This is a genomic window from Methanoregula boonei 6A8, assembly GCF_000017625.1.
GTDB classification, from domain to species: domain Archaea; phylum Halobacteriota; class Methanomicrobia; order Methanomicrobiales; family Methanospirillaceae; genus Methanoregula; species Methanoregula boonei.
The window spans coordinates 2,104,378-2,121,972 of sequence record NC_009712.1 but is presented as its reverse complement, the minus strand read 5'-3'; the positions used below and the strand labels follow the sequence as shown (position 1 = coordinate 2,121,972).

The following is a 17,595-nucleotide window of genomic DNA, read 5'->3' as shown; positions in this document are numbered from 1 at the left end:
GGAATACCACCATTTCCCCTCATTAAAAAAAAACAGCTAATCACAAGAAAAGAGACCTACCATGTCAGAAAAGAAACTCAACCTTGGAACGCTTGCCCTGCACGCAGGGCAGGTTCCGGACCCGGCCACCGGGTCACGGACAGTACCGATCTACCAGACCTCCTCGTATGTGTTCAAGAGCACGGAACACGCTGCCAACCTGTTTGGTCTGCGGGAACTGGGGAACATCTACACCCGGCTCATGAACCCGACCACCGATGTGTTCGAGAAGCGCATTGCCGCCATCGAGGGAGGAACCGGGGCGCTTGCCACGGCATCAGGCCAGGCAGCAATCACCTACGCGCTCCTCAACATCACCCGGCCCGGGGACGAGATCGTCTCTGCCGATAACCTGTACGGCGGTACCTATGAACTGTTCCACTACACGCTCCCGAAGCTCGGGAGGACGGTAGTCTTTGTTGACTCCACCAAGCCCGAGGCGTTCAGGAATGCAATTACTCCCAAGACCCGTGCCATCTATGCCGAGACCGTGGGTAATCCGAAACTCGATACCCCTGACTTTGAAGCGATTGCAAAGATCGCCCACGACAATGGCATCCCGGTGGTTGTGGACAACACCACCGGTGTCGGCCTTGTCCGCCCGATTGACCATGGCGTAGACATTGTCGTTCATTCGGCCACGAAGTACATCGGCGGCCACGGCAACTCCATCGGCGGCGTGATCGTTGATTCGGGCAAGTTCGCCTGGAACAACGGCAAGTTCCCCGAGTTCACCGAACCGGACCCGGGCTACCACGGCCTCAAATACTGGGATGCGTTCGGGAACTTCCCCGGCCTCGGAAACGTTGCCTTCATCTTCAAGATCCGGGTTTCACTGCTCCGGGATACGGGAGCAGTCTTAAGCCCGTTTAACGCCTGGCTCTTCCTTATCGGCCTTGAGACCCTCCACCTGCGTGTGCCACGCCACTCCGAGAATGCCTTTGCCGTTGCAAAGTTCCTCAAAGGTCATCCCAAGGTCGCATGGGTCAACTACCCCGGGCTCCCGGAGCACCCCAGCCACACCTTAACCAAGAAATACCTCCACGGCGGTTTCGGCCCCCTCGTCGGTGTCGGGATCAAGGGTGGGGAGACCGCAAGCAGGAAGTTCATCGATTCCCTCAAGCTCTTCAGTAACCTCGCTAATATCGGCGATTCAAAGAGCCTTGTGATCCACCCGGCAACCACCACCCACCAGCAGCTTACCGCTGAGGAACAGGCCAAGACCGGCGTTACTCCGGATGCCGTCCGCCTTTCCGTCGGTACTGAGGATATCGAGGATATCATCGAAGACCTTAATCAGGCCCTTGCCCAAGTCTAGGGTATGAGTATGCTTCGTGGCTCGCTAGGCATCGTTACGACCCAGTACGCAGACCTCCCCGGTCCCTTTACCCTGGAGAGCGGGGCGGTGCTGCCCGAAATAAGGATTGCCTACGAGACCTACGGCAGGCTCAACAAGGAAAAGAGCAACGCGATCCTTCTCTGCCATGCCCTCTCGGGCGACGCTCACGTAGCCGGGTTCCATAACGGGGAAACAAAACCCGGCTGGTGGGACGCAGTGGTAGGGCCGGGAAAGGCGTTTGATACCGAGCGTTACTTTGTTATCTGCAGTAACGTGCTTGGGGGGTGTAAGGGCTCGACCGGCCCTTCCACCATCAACCCCGAAACGGGCAAACCCTATGGCGCAACCTTCCCGGTGGTGACCATCCGGGACATGGTTAACGCCCAGAAACTTCTTCTTGACAGCCTTGGTATTCCCGAACTCTATGCGGTTGCAGGCGGCTCGATGGGGGGGATGCAGGCGCTCCAGTGGACTGTCTCCTACCCGGATCTTATAAAAAAGGCGGTCATCATCGCCACGACCGGCTACTCCACCCCCCAGCAGATCGCCTTTAACGAGGTGGGCCGGAAGGCGATTCTCTCCGATCCCGACTGGAGTGGCGGGGACTATTACGGGAAAAAGACCCCTGCCCATGGCCTCGCCCTTGCCCGGATGGTGGGCCACATCACCTACCTCTCCGATGAATCGATGCACGCGAAGTTCGGGCGCTCGCTCCAGGGAAAGGCGCAGGTGGGCTTTGATTTCTCCACCGAGTTTGCCATCGAGAGCTACCTCCACCACCAGGGTGATACGTTCACAAAAAGGTTCGATGCAAACTCGTATCTCTACATCACCAAGGCCATCGATTACTTTGATCTCACCAAAGACGGGTCCCTGACCACCGGCCTTGCAGCGGCAAAGGCTGCGTTCTTTGTTATCTCCGTTACCTCGGACTGGCTGTACCCTCCTTACCAGTCGCAGGAGATTGTTACCGCCCTTACCACGAACGAGCGCGAGGTACAGTACTGCGAGATCCGGTCCAACTACGGCCATGATGCGTTCCTCCTTGAATCCGGGCAGCTCAACTACCTGATCTCCCGGTTCCTCTCCCATACTGTCGTAGGTGACGTGATGGCGAGGAACGTGGAGTGCATCGAGGAAGGTACCACGATCGCGGTTACCGCCCGGCGGATGATCACCAGTGGTGTCAATCACCTGCCGGTTCTCTCCCCTGCCGGCCAGCTCGTGGGAATCGTGACCTCGTGGGACATTGCAAAGGCGGTGGCTTCCAATTTCCTGTGGCTTGACGAGATTATGAGCCGGAACGTGGTCACGACCACCGAGAACGAGCCCGTTGACGAGGCGGCGCGCAAGATGGAGGCCCACTCGATCTCCGCGCTTCCGGTGATCGATGGCGACTCGCACGTGATCGGTCTTATTACAAGCGATGCGATCAGTACCCTTGTAGGGAGACAGAACCCGTGATGAGGGCGGGCCAGGATCCGGTAAGCGTTTGCCGGGGGATACTACAATGACGAAAAAATGGCTGGTCAGGTACTCGGAGATCTTCTTAAAATCGGATCCGGTGCGCCGGCACTGGGAGCGCGTTTTGATGAACAACATCCGGCAGCTGATGCCGGACGTCAGGATCAAGAACGAACGCGGCCGGATCTGGCTGACCGGTGATGCAGACCCGGTAAAACTGCGGCACATCTTTGGGATTGTCTCGTTCTCCGAGGTTGAGCATGTTCCCCGCGAGGTTACCCTCGAAGAGGCCCTTATCGAGTATGGCCGGGCCCATGGACTGTCCCTGGCAAAGACCTTTGCACTCCGGATAAAACGGGTGGGAAAACACGATTTCTCCTCAAACGACAAGGCCATCGAACTGGGTGACCAGGTAAGAAAGGCCTTCCCGCATCTCAAGGTAAACCTCGCCACTCCCGATGTGGAGATCCATGTCGAGATCCGGCAGGATGAGTGCTACCTGTACGATACCGTGATCAAGGGGGCGGGCGGTCTTCCCCTCGGGGTAGAGGGAACGCTTGTTGCCCTTGTCTCGGGCGGGATCGATTCTCCTGTTGCAACGTACATGATGATGAAGCGGGGCTGTAAGATCGTCCCCATCTATGTAGCACTCGAGACCTTCCTTGACGAGACCGTGCTTGCCCGGGCCGAGCGGGTGGTAGAGATCCTGCGGCAGTACCAGCCGGACCTGAAGCTCCGGGTGATCCATGATTCGTACCTGGCAGCTGCAAAAGAGGAACTGATCCGGAACCACCAGGAGAAGTATACCTGTCTCTTCTGCAAACGACGTATGTACCGGATTGCGCAGGCCGTAGCCCAGGAAGTGGGGGCAAAAGGTATCGTGAACGGGGAGTCGCTCGGGCAGGTAGCCAGCCAGACTCTCGACAACCTTGTTGTCCTCTCCGATGTGGCGGAGATCCCGGTGTACCGTCCGCTTATCGGGTTTGACAAGGCAGATGCCATTGCGCTTGCCCGCGAGATCGGAACCTTTGAAGAGTCCACCAGTAAGGCATCCGGCTGCAAGGCGGTACCCAACGGGCCGTCCACCAGGGCCCAGCTTGACGAGATCCTTGCGATCGAAAGTGCGCTGGAAGCAACAAAGATCCCGCTGCCGGTGTAAGATCTCCCTTATCCCGTCATATTTTTTCGATCCGGCCTGGTGGGAATTGTTCCCTGATGCAGTCCACGCATCCGGGCTCCTCTTTTGCTCCCCTATAACGCCGTTTTACCACAACCGATAAGAAAGATCAGTCTCCTATGCATTCCTACGTACCTAAAAAAAGAGCGTGCCCATGAATACGAACAGCTGGCTCAATCCCCTTCTTGAAAAACGCAGTTCCGATACCGAAGGCTCCGGGATATTTGCCCGGGAGGAGATCAAAAAAGGCGAGAGACTGGCGATCTTCGGGGGGAAGGTCATGCTGATCGATGAGATGTACCAGATCCCCCCCGGTATGCAGAGGTTTACCATGCAGATCGAGGAACGCTTTGTCCTTGGCCCGACCGGTGACATGGCAGAAGACACGGATTTTTTTAACCACAGCTGCGATCCCAATGCCGGTTTTTCGGGACAGGTCTTCCTGGTTGCCCTGCGGGATATCCGTGCCGGGGAGGAGATCACCTTTGATTATGCCATGACTGTCTCGGAATCGGTGGGAAGCGATATGGTCTTTTCTATGGACTGTTCATGTGGTTCTCCCCGGTGCAGGAAGACGATAACGGAACAGGACTGGATGCTTCCCGAGCTGCAGGAACGCTACCGGGGCCATTTTTCCCCGTATATCCAGGCCAAGATTGAGAACCTGGACGGAAACCGGCCGGCAGACCGGGTACGCGAAGAGGCAGTGATCCCCGGCGGGAAAAAAGCCGGGGTGCTTCTCCGGTGATCCCAAACCGGCACGAAGTTACACCCCGGTGACCCGCAGCAGGGCTTCTTATTCTTCGCTCCGTATCGCATCAATGGGATCCATGTTGGACGCCCGCCAGGCCGGGTACATGCCCGAGATGACACAGACCACTACGCCGATGAGCATGGCTGCCGGGACATACAGGATACTTGCAGGCTCGAAGAAATATGCGGTTGTCCCGATCATCGCTTCTACGACGGTATAGCCGATGGCAAGGCTGCATGCACCGCCCACCCCGGCCCCAAGGAGTCCAAGGATAAATGCTTCGTACAAAAACATCCTCCGTACCTCCCCTTTCTCGGTCCCAATCGAGAGAAGGATGCCGATCTCCTGGATCCGCTCCGAGACCGACATCATCATCACGTTGAAGATGCTCACGGCAGCGACCAAAAGCGAGATCCCGCCGATGGCCATGATAAAGGTCGTAACGGTACTCAGGGCTGAGGTCTCGGTGGCGAGCTGCGAGGTGGCGTCCCGGATCCGGATGACCGGCGTTTTTTCATTGGTGTTCACTTTCGCACTGATCATTGATTCAATGTCGCTGATGTTGTCCACATCGTTGACGATCACATTGACCTGGCTCCACTCGTCCTCCCCGCCGTACTGGTTGGTATACCAGTTATTGTTCACCACAATCCCGTTATCGGTTGAGACACCGTCGGCGACGGTCCCCCGGGGCTGGAGCACGCCGGCAATGCGGAGCTCGGGCCGGGATGCGGAATTAAACGAGCCGATCCTGATGCGGGTGCCGACCTTAAGGTTGAAGTTCTGCGCGATTTCCGCCCCGACAAGGACCTCGCCTGCCCCGATATCGGTGGTCCCGTTGCCATACGACTGGTTTAAGGAGAGGAATTTGGGGATATCCAGCGGGTTAAGCCCGTACACCGAACCCCTTCCCGCCACTGAATTGATCGTAAACTCGGTATTGGTCGAGTAGATGGGAATTACCGTGCCGTTCGACCCGGTGGCCATGGTGATTTTTGCCAGATCGTCTTTATCGATCCCGGTTGAGGATGATGACGATGAGCCCGGGACAAAACCCGTTGGCCCCAGACGGACCACATCCGGGGTAATGACAATGGTATTTGCGCTTGCCGAGAGCTGGTCTTTTACTTCCAGCTGCATGTTGGTGCCCAGCATCCCCATGGAGGAGATGGCAACAACGCCGATCACAATGCCAATCGCGGCAAGCATCGACCGCAGGAAATTGATGCGGACGCTTCGTACTGCGAGGTTAAAGAAGATGTCCCCTTTGATCATACCCTGCCTCCCGCCGGGCACCGGCCGGATGCGGGCGTCCTCCCGGGAATGAGGGCAGGTCCTGTCCCAGTGCCGGCGCTGCTGCTCTCCCGGTTATCAGTCTCCGTTCTGCAGGCATTTCGGCGACAGAGGATACCGGTCATCTCCGGCCCCGCTACTGCTGTTTTTTCAGCTTGATCATGATCCATTTCCGCTTGGTCCACAGGACGATCGCTGCAATCAGGAACACGACACCGGCAATGAGGGGATAGAATGCCGCAATCCCGGCGCCCCTGCCGCTGGTGATCCCGCCAAAGAGGCTGTTGCTGCTGCTGCGCCCGCCATAACTTCCGCCATAGCCGCCACGACTCGTGCCTCCGGTACCGCCATTAAAGTTCCCGCCCGTTCCGGTTCCTGAAGTCACCCGCGAGCCACTGCCCGCCGTTACGTTGGCTGCTCCGGCAGACGAACCAAGGTTGAGGGTCTTGGTGAGGCTGTAATCGTTGCCCGCAGCATCCTTCCAGGTAATGACCACGGGCACGGCGGAGAGATCGCTTGTCGTAAAGGTCAGCTCGAAGGTCCCGGAATCGTCGGAGGCGATGCTGCCAATGGCATAGACCGGATAGGTCCCGGTGCCGGTTGCCGGGGAAGCAACGTTTACGATCACCCCGTAGGCATCCGAGATCCCGGCATTGGTGATATCCCCGGTGATGTCATATCCCGATCCTGAGGTGGTGAGTGCCACATCGTTAAGGACGGGAACCGCGGCAGTCTTGTCCTCACCGATATTGATCGGCAGCACCACGTCCGTGTAATGGGTGTTGTCGCCATCCTGGTAACTGATGTTAAACGTGAGGTTTGATGCCTGGTGGGAGGTGATGCCGAAGGTGTCCGAGTACGAACTGGAGGACGCAAGAGCGGGGATGAGGTACATGGCCGGGTCGGCAACAATACCGGTCCCTTCGGGTGTGATCACGATGTTGTTGATCGCGCCGCAGCGGGTGTTCATCAGGGTGAGCGTCACGTTCTGCTCTGCCTCGGGTGCAAATGAGGTAGGCTGGGAGGTAACCGCGGCAAGAAGGCTATTGGAGTCTACGTTGATTTCGACCGGATAGTGGATGGCGTTGCCTCCCTGTGTCCCGACCGTAAACAGGGCGTCGTACGTCCCATCCGGCGGCAGAACCGTGAACCGGATGGAATACGTGATGGTATCCCCGGCACCCACATAGGTCATGCCCTCCCAGTCGCTTTTCTGGATATCGAGGTGGGGACTGATCAGGGTCGGATCCTCCAGCCCGATTGCCGTTGTCCCGCCATTGGTCAGGGTGACCGAGACCGTCCCGGAATCGCCGGGGAAATACGACCCGCTGTCCGTGGTCACATTGGAGACATAGACCAGCGCTGCCTGATCGACCGTGGAGGCAGACGTGCTCGTTGACGAACTGCTGGAAGTACCTGACGAACTGCTGCCGGAAATGCCTGAGGTACTGCTGGAACTGCCTGAATTGTCTGCATACGCGCCCGCTATGAGCAGCAACAGGAGTATACCTGCAAGCACCCATCGCATCTTCTTATAACCCCTTCCCGGGGAAACTATAGTTGAACGCATGGTGGCACCACGGGGATTCACTGTATTTCTCTCCACCCGTTACTAAACCGGAGAACGTGTTGTTCCGGATCCGGGCATGACTCGGCACTCCTCTCCTTTTGGGAATCCTGGATGCGCCTGTCGTTGATCCCTCCGGGTCTCCTTCCTTTTTCCCTGCATTGCTGTACTCGGGGGAGAGCACCGGCAGAGACGGATCCGGCCTTTCTCGGGATTATGTAATATATATTTTACTTATTGTCATTTAAAACCTACACTTCCGCGTTACGGACACGATAAAAAAATGGATTTCCAGGCGGGAACAGCCGGCAGTTGCCATCCCTTCGGGGAGAAACATTAGTATTCTCCCGTTCCCCATCTAGGGACGATGAATATGTCCGGCAGCAAAAGCAGTGCAGGAAACCCCGGCAGGGTGGCCGGATATCTGCGGGAATGTGCGGCCGCGCTCCTGACTGCAGTCCAGTTTGCCCTGGTTGCGGCCATCTCGTTCTCGATTGCCCTCATCATTTCCACGCACTTCCCCGGGTCTTCGGATTCGGTGATGATCGGGGCCCTGTGGGCGCTGATCTCTGCCATCGTAGTTCTGCAGGACACCAGGTCATCCACGATAAAAACGGCGTGGCTGCGGATATTCGGGTCCTTTATCGGCGCCGTATTCTCTGCCGTGTACCTCACGTTTTTCCCGTTTTCCCTTGCAGGCATGGGCATTCTCATCGGGATCGTGGTCTTTGTCTGTGTTCTCCTTAGGATCCCCGACCACCTCCGGCTTGCGGCCTTAACGGTCGGTATCGTGATGGTGATCTCGGCGCTCAATCCCGCAATCCCCCCGGTGATCAACGCGGCTGACCGGTTTGTTGAGGTGATCATCGGGAGCTCGGTGGCGGTTTGTGCGGCGTGGATATTCCAGTACGTGCTTCACCGGGAATGAGGGACGGTCCTTGTCTGCGCGGGGCTGGTCCGGGCACTATCGAGAGACACTATTAAAGTCCGGTACTACCTTTTTTGCTCTTTTGGGGTTACATGGCAGATCCCGGCATTTTATGAAAAGGTCACAGTTTATCTGATGCGCTGGGAAATGCTATTCCGGAATCAGCCATGCCACAGGAACCAGGTCAGGCATCACCTCACGCCGGGGGATCTCCCCGGGATACCCCCCATACCACTTTTTTTGGACCAAAGACCCTTGCCGTAGTGGCTTTTGTTGCAGGAGTCCTTGTGGCACTCCTCCTGGCCGGCTCCGGTATCTTCGTACCTGCCGGCACGGCTGCTGCTTCCCCGGGGATCTCCCCGACGGCCTGCGGCGAGAAGATTGTCCAGTACATCAACGCAAACCAGATCACGCCCGGGAATACCGCGAGTCTCGTGGGTGTCCGGGAAAACCACGGTGTGTACTCGGTGGATATCACCTACTCCTCGGAGAATGTGACCGTCTATGCCTCGGGCGACTGCGGCCTCCTTTTTACCGACGCGATCAATATGAGTGCGCCCCTGCCCGGGTCCTCCGGATCAGCCTCCCCGGCAGCGGCCAGCAAATCTGCCCGGCCGGAGGTTGACCTGTACGTGATGTCCTTCTGCCCGTACGGTACGCAGGCAGAGACTGCCATGAAGCCGGTGGCCGATCTGCTGGGTTCCGATGCTGACTTCCATGTGCGGTATATTTCTTCGGTGACCGGTTCCACCCCTGCTTCGGTCCAGTCCCTGCATGGCCCCGCCGAAGTACAGGAAGACCTGCGGCAGGTCTGCATCAACCAGCAGTACCCAGCGCAGTACTGGGTGTACCTGGAGCGCTTTGATGAACAGTGCTATCCCCTTGCCGGGAACAGCGCAGCACTTTCGGCCTGCCGCCAGAACCTGACGACATCGCTCGGGATGGATGACGGGGCTATAACCTCGTGCGCTGCCGGGAACGCATCGGTTGGCACCCTTGCCTCCGATGAGGCTGCAGCAGATGCTGCCGGTGCACAGGGGTCGCCGACGCTGGTCATCAACGGGGTCACGTACAACGGTGCCCGTACACCCGAAGCGTATAAGGAAGCGATCTGCAACAGTTTTACCGCCCCGCCGGCTGCCTGTAACACCACGCTTGCCTCAGACACCGCTCCCGCTGCCGGGGGGTGCAGATGATCATGGATGCATTAGAGAAGGGGTGGCTTCCTGGTCTGCTGTTTGATCCGGTGCCGGAACCCGGCTCTCATTAGGAAATACGACTGAAAAGGGATGATGGCGGATCAGGCCGGGGTGTGGGCCGGCCTCCCGCATTTCGACGGATATATCTTTTTGGCCGATCAATGGAGGTATATCCATGGACTACCTCTACCTTGCCCTGAAGTTCATCATCGGAGGAAGCGTTATTGTAGGGGTGACTGTCCTTGCCGAGCATCTTGACCCAAAATACGGTGGGCTTTTGGCCGCCGCCCCTATCATCACAACGCTTGCCATCCTCTTTACCTCCACCGGGGCCGGGCAGGAGGTTGGCCGGCAGCTTGCAATCGGGGCATTCTGGTTTGCGATCCCCACCCTGCTCTTCCTGCTTGCTCTCTACTTCCTTATGGGCCGCTATCCGCTGGCCCCCAGTTTCGGCGGGGCATTTTCGGTCTGGCTTGTGGCAGCAGTTGTCATGAACCGGGCGCTCACGCTGGCATAAGTGCAGAATGTGCCGGCGGAGGCATTTTCTGCCCGTATTGCTACCGGCAAAAAAGGTTTTTTCAGGCCCCCCGGCGTTCCCGTGCCTCGGCCGCACGGCAGAGAATCTCAAAGAGGAGGGTCGCCCCGGCAAGGGCGGTGATACCCGCATGATCGTAGGGTGGGGAGACCTCCACGAGGTCGCCGCCGATGACATCCAGGCCCTGCATTCCCCTCACCATCTGGAGCGCTTCAAACGTGGACATGCCGCCGGCGACCGGTGTCCCAGTGCCCGGGGCAAAGGCCGGGTCAAGGCAGTCGATATCAAAAGAGAGGTACACCGGGCTGTCACCGACAAGGTCGTGGATCTCTTTTACTGCGCCTTTCCAGCCCATCTCGTAGAACTCCTCGATGTGGATCACCCGCATACCGCTTGCAGAGGAGAATTCCCAGAGTGGTTCGCTTGAGCCCCGTATCCCGATCTGGAGGGAGTGTTCAGCGTCCACAAGCCCTGCCTCCACCGTGTTTTTCATCGGGGAACCGTGGGTGTACCCGCAGCCATGGATCGGTGGGGCGGTGTCGCAGTGGGAATCGAAGTGGACCAGGCAGACCTTCTCTTTTGGGGCAAGGCCCTGTAAGATCGGGAAGGTGATCGAGTGATCCCCTCCCGCGGTCACGGGGGTGACTCCGGCTGCCGCAATCCCGCGGTAGTACGCGGAGATATCGTCCAGCGCTTCTTCGATCCGGTACACCGAACGGAAGGGCACGTCTCCGACATCAGCGATCCGGTGTGCCGTGCAGGGGGTCGAACGGGTGCAGTGGTTGTAGGCTCCGACGCCCCGGGACTCGTTGCGCAATGCCCTCGGGCCCATCCGGGTTCCGCTCCGGTCGGTGACTCCCAGATCTATGGGAACCCCGATGAGCGCAATGTCGAGGTTGTCGAGCGATTCGGTGTACGGCAGGCCAAAGAACGTGGCAAGCCCCCGGTACGGGTTGTCCACCATCTCTTTGGTAAAAGTCCTGCACTGCGCCGCCATCTTCTCCAGGTCGTTATCCATCTGTGCCCTCCCGTTCTCCTATAGGAATACGGGGGAGCGATGGTATATGAAACCCGCCGGGATGGTTTTTGTGCAAAAATGCCTGCACACAAGGGTATGCTTAATGAGTTCCCCGAAAGATAAAGGGTATAACGGACCGGGGCGGCGCATACGGTTTTCCCGGCATACGGAGTACTGACCCATGGCCCCCTTTTTGCTTCTCGATCCCGGCCTCAATGTTGCCGCACAGCACTTCTCGCCCCTCCTGACCACCATTCTTGCGGCAGGAAAGTTCCTGGACTCTGCGCCCGTATACCTTACGGTGGTGGTCCTGCTGTACCTGGGCTTCCACCCGAAGTACGGCATCCGGCTTGCCGTGCTCTTCGGGTTTGCCTCTGGCCTTAACGAGGCCCTCAAGCTCTTCTTCCATCTTCCCCGCCCGTACTGGGTCTCCCTGGCAGTAAAGGCCTACTCCTCCCTGCCCTCGTTTGGGTTTCCCTCAGGAGGTGCGATGTGCAGCACGGTGGTGTACGGCTATATGGCAGCCACGGTCCGGAGGTACTGGATCGTCCTTGCCTGCGTGGTGCTTGCAGGCCTGACGGTGTCTGCCCGGATCTTTGCCGGTGTCCACTTTGTCCTCGACGTGGTGGGGGGACTTGCATTCGGGGCGCTTGTCCTGCTCCTGTTCCTGTACTTCTCGCCGAAAATTGATGCTTTTGTTGCCGGGCTCAGCCCGCGGGGGAGGATGGTTGGGATCCTCGTTCTTTCTGCCCTGCCGCTTCTTTGTGCACTTCCTGCGTACTATTCCCTTGCCGGCTGGCAGCTCCCTCAGGAATGGGCGGCAACCGCCATGAGCCAGACGGGAGTCCCGATCAACCCGGTCCAGGTGATCACCGCGTGGCAGTCGGCCGGCCTTGTCCTTGGGAGCCTGCTCGGGTACGAGTTCCTGCGCCGGCAGGGCGGGTGGATCCCGCCGGCGAGTTCCCTGCACCGGGGTACTATCGCTGTTTTCGGGGTGATCTCCACGCTTGCCCTGTACGGGCTTGCCGAGTCAGCCCTTGCCCGGGCCGGGCCCCTTCTCCCGGCCCCGGTGGTGCTGGTTGTCCCGGCTTTGGTGGCCGGTCTCTGGTTTACCGCATGCGTCCCGCTCCTTGCCCGGCGCGGACCAAACGTGATCCTGAAAACAAAAGACGGACCCTTTTTGCCCCGGCAGCCCTAAACCGATTTCCAGACCTTTGCCAGAGACTCGCCTTTCACGTGGATCTTAAATTCGAGGAAATAGCCAAACGGGGTGATGGCGACCGTAAGCCCCTTTGCCGCCAGCCGGTCCCGGATCCCCTGGAGCGCTGCCTCGGCAAATCCAATGCCGGACTTGCTCTCGGAGAGATGGGCAAACGAGTGGAGCACTACCTTTGTCCGTCCGGTCTTTTTTGCAAGCCACAGGATATTTTCTGCTGCCTTCCTGATGCTCTTGTCCTTCTGGAGTTCGTCTTCTTCTTCCACGTTGACAAATATCACGAGCGAGTCGGCAAACGCAGCCTCGTCTACTGCGGTCTGTGCGGTCTCCAGGGTCTTTTGGAACGGTTTATACCAGAACTCGTTGGTGTCGAACATCAGGAGCTTCATGATCCATCACCCCGGGGGATGTGCAGGGATAAAGGGGTAATGGAACAGGTAAAATTTGCTTGAGAACCGTGCAAGGGAGGGGATCCCCTTTTTAGCCGGGGATGCTGCTGTGGAGGATCTTCTCCCGTTTTGCGGCCAGGATCTCGTTTTCGGGGTTCTGTTCGAGCGCCCGCTGCAGGATGTTTAACGCCAGGTGGCTGTTCTTCTTCTGCTCGAAGATCCGGATAAGGTCAAGCCAGAGGGAGACGTTCTTTGGCTCCCGGTTGAGCGCCCGCCCGAAGGTGGCAAGCGCTTCCTTGTCCATCCCGAGCTCGCCCTGGATCCTCCCTTTTGCGCCAAGGGCGTACCCGGACTTCTTGTCCATCGCGATCGCTGCGTCCAGGGTCTGGAAGGCATCCTCTTCCCTTCCCATTCCATGGAGTATGTTGCCTTTTTCCACCATGGTGGCGTACTTGTCGGGGATCACCTTAAGGGCGTTCTCGATGAGGACAAGCGCCTCCATGTTCTTTCCCATGTCGCTTAAAATACGGCATTTCTTGCAGATGGCGTACTCGTTTGCCGGTTCTATCCCAAGGGCGGTGTCCACAGCGCAAAGCGCATCTTCGCTCTTCCCGAGCTTGTAGAGCACATCTCCTTTCTCCGCCCAGATGGCAACATCGGAGGGGTTGTTTTTGAGGATCTCGGTGAAGTACTGCAGGGCCGCGTCGTAATTGCCCTTTGCCTGGTGGTCCAGACCATAGGTGTAGAGGTCTTTGAGCGTTTTCCTGGTCTCTTTTTTGTGCTTTACGGTATCTGCCGCACGGGCCGCAGATACCGCAACGGGCTCTTTTGGGAGTGCCGGGGTGTGTGTTTTTGGCTCGGCAAGGTGGGGAGTTCCTCCCCGCATTTTGAAATTAAAAAGGGCGATCTCGATGGTTGCGACCAGGTCTTTTATGGTAAACGGTTTTGTGAGGAAGCCAAACGTGGTGGGCATCTTTACCCGTTCCAGGATCTCCTTGTCAAAGTTTGCAGTGACAAAGATGACCGGGATCTTCAGCGTAGTGGCAAGCATCCTTGCGATGTCAATACCGTCGATCCTGCCGTCAAGCGTGATGTCCATGAGAATTACATCGCAGGAGGTTTTTGGGATCATCCGGAGGGCCTCTTCCCCGTTGACCGCCCGCCCGGCAATAAGGTAGCCGTTCCTGGTGAGCACTTCTTCGATTAAATGGGCGACAATGTCGTCGTCGTCGACAATAAAGACCTGGACTGTCATTTCGTATCGCCCGGTGCCGGTGTACCTGTGGGGTGCTGTGCTTCACTAGATTAATTTCGGATCGTATATAAATAAATCCAGAATTTTAATCAATAGTTTATAGAGAGTACCAGAGATCCAAATATCGTTTTTACGCCGGTGGCCGGAAAGCCGGTCTCAAGGGATGTGTGTTTCCCGGTAATTTCATAAAAAAAATGGATACAGGCCCGGCAGGAACATGCCGGTAGGTCACCCCGGACGATGTTCAGTTTATGGTGGTTGCGTTACTTAGGGCATAATCGACCGCAGCTTCGGCGTGGAGCCGGGTGGTGTCAAAGACCGGCACATTCACGTCGCTCTGGTTGATCAGGAGCGGGATCTCGGTGCAGCCCAGGATAACCCCCTGTGCGCCCTCCTCGTCCACGAGCCGGTTGATGATCCGGATATACCCCTCCCGCGAGTCGTTCCGGATATCATTGCGGACCAGCTGGTCGAAGATCACGTTATTGATGTAGTCCTGCTCGGTCGCATTGGGAACGACAACGTCGATACCGTACTTGTTCTTGAGGGTATCGCGATAGAACGGTGCCTCCATGGTATATTTTGTGCCCAGCAGCGCCACTTTTTTAAGACCGCTTTTGTTTACCGCTGCGCCGGTCACATCATAGATCCGGAGCACCGGAAGCCCGGTTGACTGCTCGATAAGATCGGCCCGCGAATTGAGCGTGTTCGAGGCGATGACAATAAAGTCGGCGCCTCCCCGTTTGAGTCGCATGCCGGCGTCTACGAGCGTTGCGTTTAAGGGGGTCCAGTTCCCGGCTTCTGCAAGCCGTTCCTGCCCGGAGAACTCCCCGAACTGGATCGAATACATCAGGATCTGGGCAGAGTTGTCCCCGCCAAGCTCACTTTGTACCTTCTCGTTCATAATCCGGTAATATTCTGCCGAAGACGACCAGCCAACCCCGCCGATGATACCGATGGTCTTCATCTGGCGGGCATCAGAAAAGAGCGTCGCGGTGGGCGATACCCCGGACGTATTCACGCTGGCGCCAGCGGCCGGCGTGACATTTGCTGTGACCGCGGGCTGCGAAGTGACACAGCAGCAGATGAGGGCAGACAAGAGGAGCAGGACGAAGAGACAGCAGGTGTGAACGGCTTTCATTGATTTTTCCCTATGGGGAGCCGGGTTTAAATGCGTTTGGAAATCGTGAGATCCTGGTCCTGCACGGGGCATCTGCCGCTCTTTCCATCCGCACCATTTCAGTACTCTTATTAAACAGTCCTGTATACTATCCCTTATGAAGTCCACGGACCCTCGCTGTATCGTTCTGCTCATCGTTCTGCTTGCCGCATTTGCCGGGACCGTGTCGGCCACCAATTATGTCTGGATCTTTGTTCACCCGGGCAGCGGGACGGTCTGCCTTGACAGCTCCTGCCAGGTAAATGTCGGCACCCTCAACGGGTACAGCAGTACGAGTTTCGGTGCACCTGCCTGCGGTACGGACCACACGATCCGGGTGTACAACACCGCCGGCTACGAGGACTATACCGACACCGTGTACGTGGCTGCAAACTGCTACGATGTGACCCGCAGCATCTACCTTTCGCCCATCGCAACCGAGACCGAAACCGAGGGTTCATCGACCGGTACACTCCATGTCTATATCTCCCCCGCACCCGCATCTACGGAAGTCTGCCTTGATAAGCTGACGTGCCAGGTCAATAACGGCCCGGCGGCGGACACCTGGAGTGTACAGTTTGACGATGTTTCGGGCGGTCAGCAGCACACCCTCACGGTAGATGCTGACGGGTACCAGCCTGCCTCACAGCAGGTGAGCGCCACGCCCGGACAGGTCAGCACGGCGGATATCAGCCTTGTGCCGGTCCCGGCCGGGACTGCTCCTTCAGCCACGACCGCGTCAGCACCGGCAGCTGCGGGAACAACCGCGTCACCCCTTGGTACCGAAGTCGTGGTCCTTGCCGCTGGCGTGGCAGGCGCACTGGCCGTGTTCCATAAGAGGAGATAAGGAGAGAGACACGGGATCCGACCCCGCTTCTCCCCCACACTTTCACCCTCCCCATACCCAAAGGGTTTCTAATCCCCTGCCGTTCTGGTATGCATGGCTGACGTGAAGTACTGGTGCAGCGACCCGGCAGAGACCGGCCGGCCCCTGCGGCACGGCCGGGGTCCGGTTCTGCTGCGGTGCAGGAAAGAAGAGTGTGCGAAGTGGGATTCGGACCTGACCTGTCCGGCGCTTTCCCTGAGCGTGACCGTGCGGGGCAGGCCCGAGGTCTGTTATTCGGGCGGGCAGTAAGGGGGCGAGGACCTCCTCAAATCCAATTGACCCGGAGGTAACCTCCCACCGCATGCGACCACCGCTCTCCCGTTTTCTCTCCGTAACGCAGGTGCTGACCCGGGAGATCCGGATGTGTTTTTAGTCCCCCGGCCTCTCCACGACCTCATCCCTGAGCCTGAATCTGGCGTACGTAATTCCCAGGGTTATGAGAAACCCAAAGATGAGCACGAACATGTACGTGGTAAACAGGTCGTAAAGGGTGAGATGATAATACAACGTGCCGCTGAAGATGATTCCCATGGCAAAGATGGCAAAAATCATTGTGGCCATGCCAATGGGCCCGGAGCCACGACCGCCCCGGATAGTGGCAAGGAACTTAAACGCGTTACCCTCTGTTATGCCCCCATATCCCACGACCATCCCGGCAGTCCGGGTATAACGGATCTGGAGCCAGCTGGCCGGAAGCAGGGCGATGATCATGCCGACAAGCGTATACTGGGCAGCCGGGCTCTCGGTCATGGTATCCGACCAGATGACAAGGAAGATGATCCCCATGCATGCCATGTACAGCGTCCAGATCCTGAGGTAAAAATTTCCCCGGTCCACGAGATCCCTGCGGTCGAAGGTGTAGTCCGGGGGTTGATGCATCTCGGCATTGTACCGTTCCTTCCACCATTCGTACCGCATATTCGCCCGCTGTACCAGCACATCCTGCCGGGACGAAATTGAGATATCAGATTCCGAAAACAGGAGCAGGCTGCCAATTGCAATCACAAGGCAGATAAGGCCCCCGGCAAGGAAGAGGAAGTTTGCCGGGGAGATCGTAATCGACTGGATCAGTGCTTCCGGGGTGAGGGAGCCGGACATGGACAGGTACAGTTCTGCTCCGCAGAACAGGGCAAGGCCCATAAAAATGACAAACAGAATTTTGGCAAACCGGGGGTTTTTCTGGAGCATGATTCTCGCCATGGGTGTCACTGATCCGAATCGTTAAGAAGGGTTTTTCTTTCCGTCGCAGAATCTTTATTTTTGAATTAATATAAAGACCCCTGTTTTCAGATTCCTGCCGTTTTCCGGATCAAGCCCTCCCTTCACATTGGCTCAAGGGGGTCCGGCTTATTTTTGTGCAGACCCCCAAACGGGCCG

General features: G+C 57.7%; 17 protein-coding genes. 10 read left to right on the top strand and 7 right to left on the bottom strand.

Translation table 11 applies throughout. The features are described 5' to 3' along the window. Positions 1-61: 61 nt before the first annotated feature. The 4 genes from MBOO_RS10650 (at position 62) to MBOO_RS10635 (ending at position 4,767) form a co-directional block, all read left to right on the top strand. Positions 62-1,357, top strand: a complete 1,296-nt coding sequence (locus MBOO_RS10650; protein WP_012107614.1) for an O-acetylhomoserine aminocarboxypropyltransferase/cysteine synthase family protein — start codon at positions 62-64, stop codon at positions 1,355-1,357. Between the two features lie 9 nt (positions 1,358-1,366). Beyond that, a complete protein-coding gene (gene metX, locus MBOO_RS10645; RefSeq protein WP_012107613.1) occupies positions 1,367-2,842 on the top strand; it encodes a homoserine O-acetyltransferase MetX in 1,476 nt (491 codons plus the stop codon). A 46-nt stretch (positions 2,843-2,888) separates the two neighbouring features. Next, positions 2,889-4,001 (top strand): tRNA uracil 4-sulfurtransferase ThiI, encoded by a 1,113-nt coding sequence (gene thiI, locus MBOO_RS10640; protein WP_012107612.1) that lies wholly within the window; start codon positions 2,889-2,891, stop codon positions 3,999-4,001. A 172-nt stretch (positions 4,002-4,173) separates the two neighbouring features. Beyond that, positions 4,174-4,767: an SET domain-containing protein gene (locus MBOO_RS10635; RefSeq protein ID WP_012107610.1), complete on the top strand. Its 594-nt coding sequence runs from the start codon at positions 4,174-4,176 to the stop codon at positions 4,765-4,767. 48 nt (positions 4,768-4,815) lie between these two features. Here the strand turns inward: MBOO_RS10635 and MBOO_RS10630 are convergent, their stop codons facing one another. Further along, positions 4,816-6,048, bottom strand: coding sequence for an ABC transporter permease (locus tag MBOO_RS10630; RefSeq protein WP_012107609.1), 1,233 nt, complete (start codon positions 6,046-6,048; stop codon positions 4,816-4,818). 154 nt (positions 6,049-6,202) lie between these two features. Then, complete coding sequence (locus MBOO_RS10625; protein WP_232385605.1) at positions 6,203-7,636, bottom strand: COG1361 family protein; 1,434 nt, start codon at positions 7,634-7,636, stop codon at positions 6,203-6,205. 370 nt (positions 7,637-8,006) lie between these two features. On the opposite strand from MBOO_RS10625, the gene MBOO_RS10620 reads away from it, so the two are divergent. The 3 genes from MBOO_RS10620 to MBOO_RS10610 all read left to right on the top strand — a co-directional run bounded on the left by MBOO_RS10620 (position 8,007) and on the right by MBOO_RS10610 (position 10,277). Next, entirely contained in the window at positions 8,007-8,561 is a 555-nt protein-coding gene (locus tag MBOO_RS10620) for an FUSC family protein (protein WP_012107607.1), read from the top strand. 167 nt (positions 8,562-8,728) lie between these two features. Continuing rightward, positions 8,729-9,757: a hypothetical protein gene (locus MBOO_RS10615; RefSeq protein WP_012107606.1), complete on the top strand. Its 1,029-nt coding sequence runs from the start codon at positions 8,729-8,731 to the stop codon at positions 9,755-9,757. A 178-nt stretch (positions 9,758-9,935) separates the two neighbouring features. Further along, positions 9,936-10,277 (top strand): GlpM family protein, encoded by a 342-nt coding sequence (locus MBOO_RS10610; protein WP_012107605.1) that lies wholly within the window; start codon positions 9,936-9,938, stop codon positions 10,275-10,277. Positions 10,278-10,338: 61 nt separating this feature from the next. Here the strand turns inward: MBOO_RS10610 and speB are convergent, their stop codons facing one another. Beyond that, complete coding sequence (speB, locus tag MBOO_RS10605) at positions 10,339-11,313, bottom strand: agmatinase (protein WP_012107604.1); 975 nt, start codon at positions 11,311-11,313, stop codon at positions 10,339-10,341. Positions 11,314-11,494: 181 nt separating this feature from the next. On the opposite strand from speB, the gene MBOO_RS13205 reads away from it, so the two are divergent. Beyond that, on the top strand, positions 11,495-12,511 hold the full coding sequence (locus tag MBOO_RS13205; RefSeq protein ID WP_012107603.1) for a phosphatase PAP2 family protein: 1,017 nt from the start codon (positions 11,495-11,497) through the stop codon (positions 12,509-12,511). On the opposite strand, the gene MBOO_RS10595 is transcribed toward MBOO_RS13205, so the two are convergent. The 3 genes from MBOO_RS10595 to MBOO_RS10585 all read right to left on the bottom strand — a co-directional run bounded on the left by MBOO_RS10595 (position 12,508) and on the right by MBOO_RS10585 (position 15,314). Further along, a complete protein-coding gene (locus MBOO_RS10595) occupies positions 12,508-12,918 on the bottom strand; it encodes a threonyl-tRNA synthetase editing domain-containing protein (RefSeq protein WP_012107602.1) in 411 nt (136 codons plus the stop codon). The two genes, MBOO_RS13205 and MBOO_RS10595, sit on opposite strands and share 4 nt — an antisense overlap. Positions 12,919-13,009: 91 nt before the next feature. Next, on the bottom strand, positions 13,010-14,173 hold the full coding sequence (locus tag MBOO_RS13200) for a response regulator (protein ID WP_012107601.1): 1,164 nt from the start codon (positions 14,171-14,173) through the stop codon (positions 13,010-13,012). Between the two features lie 244 nt (positions 14,174-14,417). Continuing rightward, on the bottom strand, positions 14,418-15,314 hold the full coding sequence (locus MBOO_RS10585; protein ID WP_198324431.1) for an aspartate/glutamate racemase family protein: 897 nt from the start codon (positions 15,312-15,314) through the stop codon (positions 14,418-14,420). A gap of 136 nt (positions 15,315-15,450) precedes the next feature. Between MBOO_RS10585 and MBOO_RS10580 the strand changes: the two genes are divergently transcribed. Beyond that, positions 15,451-16,179, top strand: coding sequence for a hypothetical protein (locus MBOO_RS10580; RefSeq protein WP_012107599.1), 729 nt, complete (start codon positions 15,451-15,453; stop codon positions 16,177-16,179). A 93-nt stretch (positions 16,180-16,272) separates the two neighbouring features. Then, positions 16,273-16,467 (top strand): hypothetical protein, encoded by a 195-nt coding sequence (locus MBOO_RS10575; protein WP_048068458.1) that lies wholly within the window; start codon positions 16,273-16,275, stop codon positions 16,465-16,467. Between the two features lie 120 nt (positions 16,468-16,587). Here the strand turns inward: MBOO_RS10575 and MBOO_RS10570 are convergent, their stop codons facing one another. Then, positions 16,588-17,418 carry a hypothetical protein gene (locus MBOO_RS10570; protein WP_012107598.1) on the bottom strand — a complete coding sequence of 277 codons (831 nt, stop codon included), beginning with the start codon at positions 17,416-17,418 and terminating at the stop codon, positions 16,588-16,590. Positions 17,419-17,595 lie beyond the last annotated feature (177 nt).

What these genes read in the sequence shown, in the direction of transcription:
- metX (WP_012107613.1), top strand. Translation starts at nt 1,367, where the DNA reads ATGCTTCGTGGCTCGCTAGGCATCGTTACGACCCAGTACGCAGACCTC.
- MBOO_RS10575 (WP_048068458.1), top strand. Translation starts at nt 16,273, where the DNA reads ATGGCTGACGTGAAGTACTGGTGCAGCGACCCGGCAGAGACCGGCCGG.
- MBOO_RS10580 (WP_012107599.1), top strand. Translation starts at nt 15,451, where the DNA reads ATGAAGTCCACGGACCCTCGCTGTATCGTTCTGCTCATCGTTCTGCTT.
- MBOO_RS10650 (WP_012107614.1), top strand. Translation starts at nt 62, where the DNA reads ATGTCAGAAAAGAAACTCAACCTTGGAACGCTTGCCCTGCACGCAGGG.
- thiI (WP_012107612.1), top strand. Translation starts at nt 2,889, where the DNA reads ATGACGAAAAAATGGCTGGTCAGGTACTCGGAGATCTTCTTAAAATCG.
- speB (WP_012107604.1), bottom strand. Translation starts at nt 11,313, where the DNA reads ATGGATAACGACCTGGAGAAGATGGCGGCGCAGTGCAGGACTTTTACC.
- MBOO_RS10585 (WP_198324431.1), bottom strand. Translation starts at nt 15,314, where the DNA reads ATGAAAGCCGTTCACACCTGCTGTCTCTTCGTCCTGCTCCTCTTGTCT.
- MBOO_RS13200 (WP_012107601.1), bottom strand. Translation starts at nt 14,173, where the DNA reads ATGACAGTCCAGGTCTTTATTGTCGACGACGACGACATTGTCGCCCAT.
- MBOO_RS10570 (WP_012107598.1), bottom strand. Translation starts at nt 17,418, where the DNA reads ATGGCGAGAATCATGCTCCAGAAAAACCCCCGGTTTGCCAAAATTCTG.
- MBOO_RS10625 (WP_232385605.1), bottom strand. Translation starts at nt 7,636, where the DNA reads ATGCGTTCAACTATAGTTTCCCCGGGAAGGGGTTATAAGAAGATGCGA.
- MBOO_RS10630 (WP_012107609.1), bottom strand. Translation starts at nt 6,048, where the DNA reads ATGATCAAAGGGGACATCTTCTTTAACCTCGCAGTACGAAGCGTCCGC.
- MBOO_RS13205 (WP_012107603.1), top strand. Translation starts at nt 11,495, where the DNA reads ATGGCCCCCTTTTTGCTTCTCGATCCCGGCCTCAATGTTGCCGCACAG.
- MBOO_RS10620 (WP_012107607.1), top strand. Translation starts at nt 8,007, where the DNA reads ATGTCCGGCAGCAAAAGCAGTGCAGGAAACCCCGGCAGGGTGGCCGGA.
- MBOO_RS10595 (WP_012107602.1), bottom strand. Translation starts at nt 12,918, where the DNA reads ATGAAGCTCCTGATGTTCGACACCAACGAGTTCTGGTATAAACCGTTC.
- MBOO_RS10610 (WP_012107605.1), top strand. Translation starts at nt 9,936, where the DNA reads ATGGACTACCTCTACCTTGCCCTGAAGTTCATCATCGGAGGAAGCGTT.
- MBOO_RS10615 (WP_012107606.1), top strand. Translation starts at nt 8,729, where the DNA reads ATGCCACAGGAACCAGGTCAGGCATCACCTCACGCCGGGGGATCTCCC.
- MBOO_RS10635 (WP_012107610.1), top strand. Translation starts at nt 4,174, where the DNA reads ATGAATACGAACAGCTGGCTCAATCCCCTTCTTGAAAAACGCAGTTCC.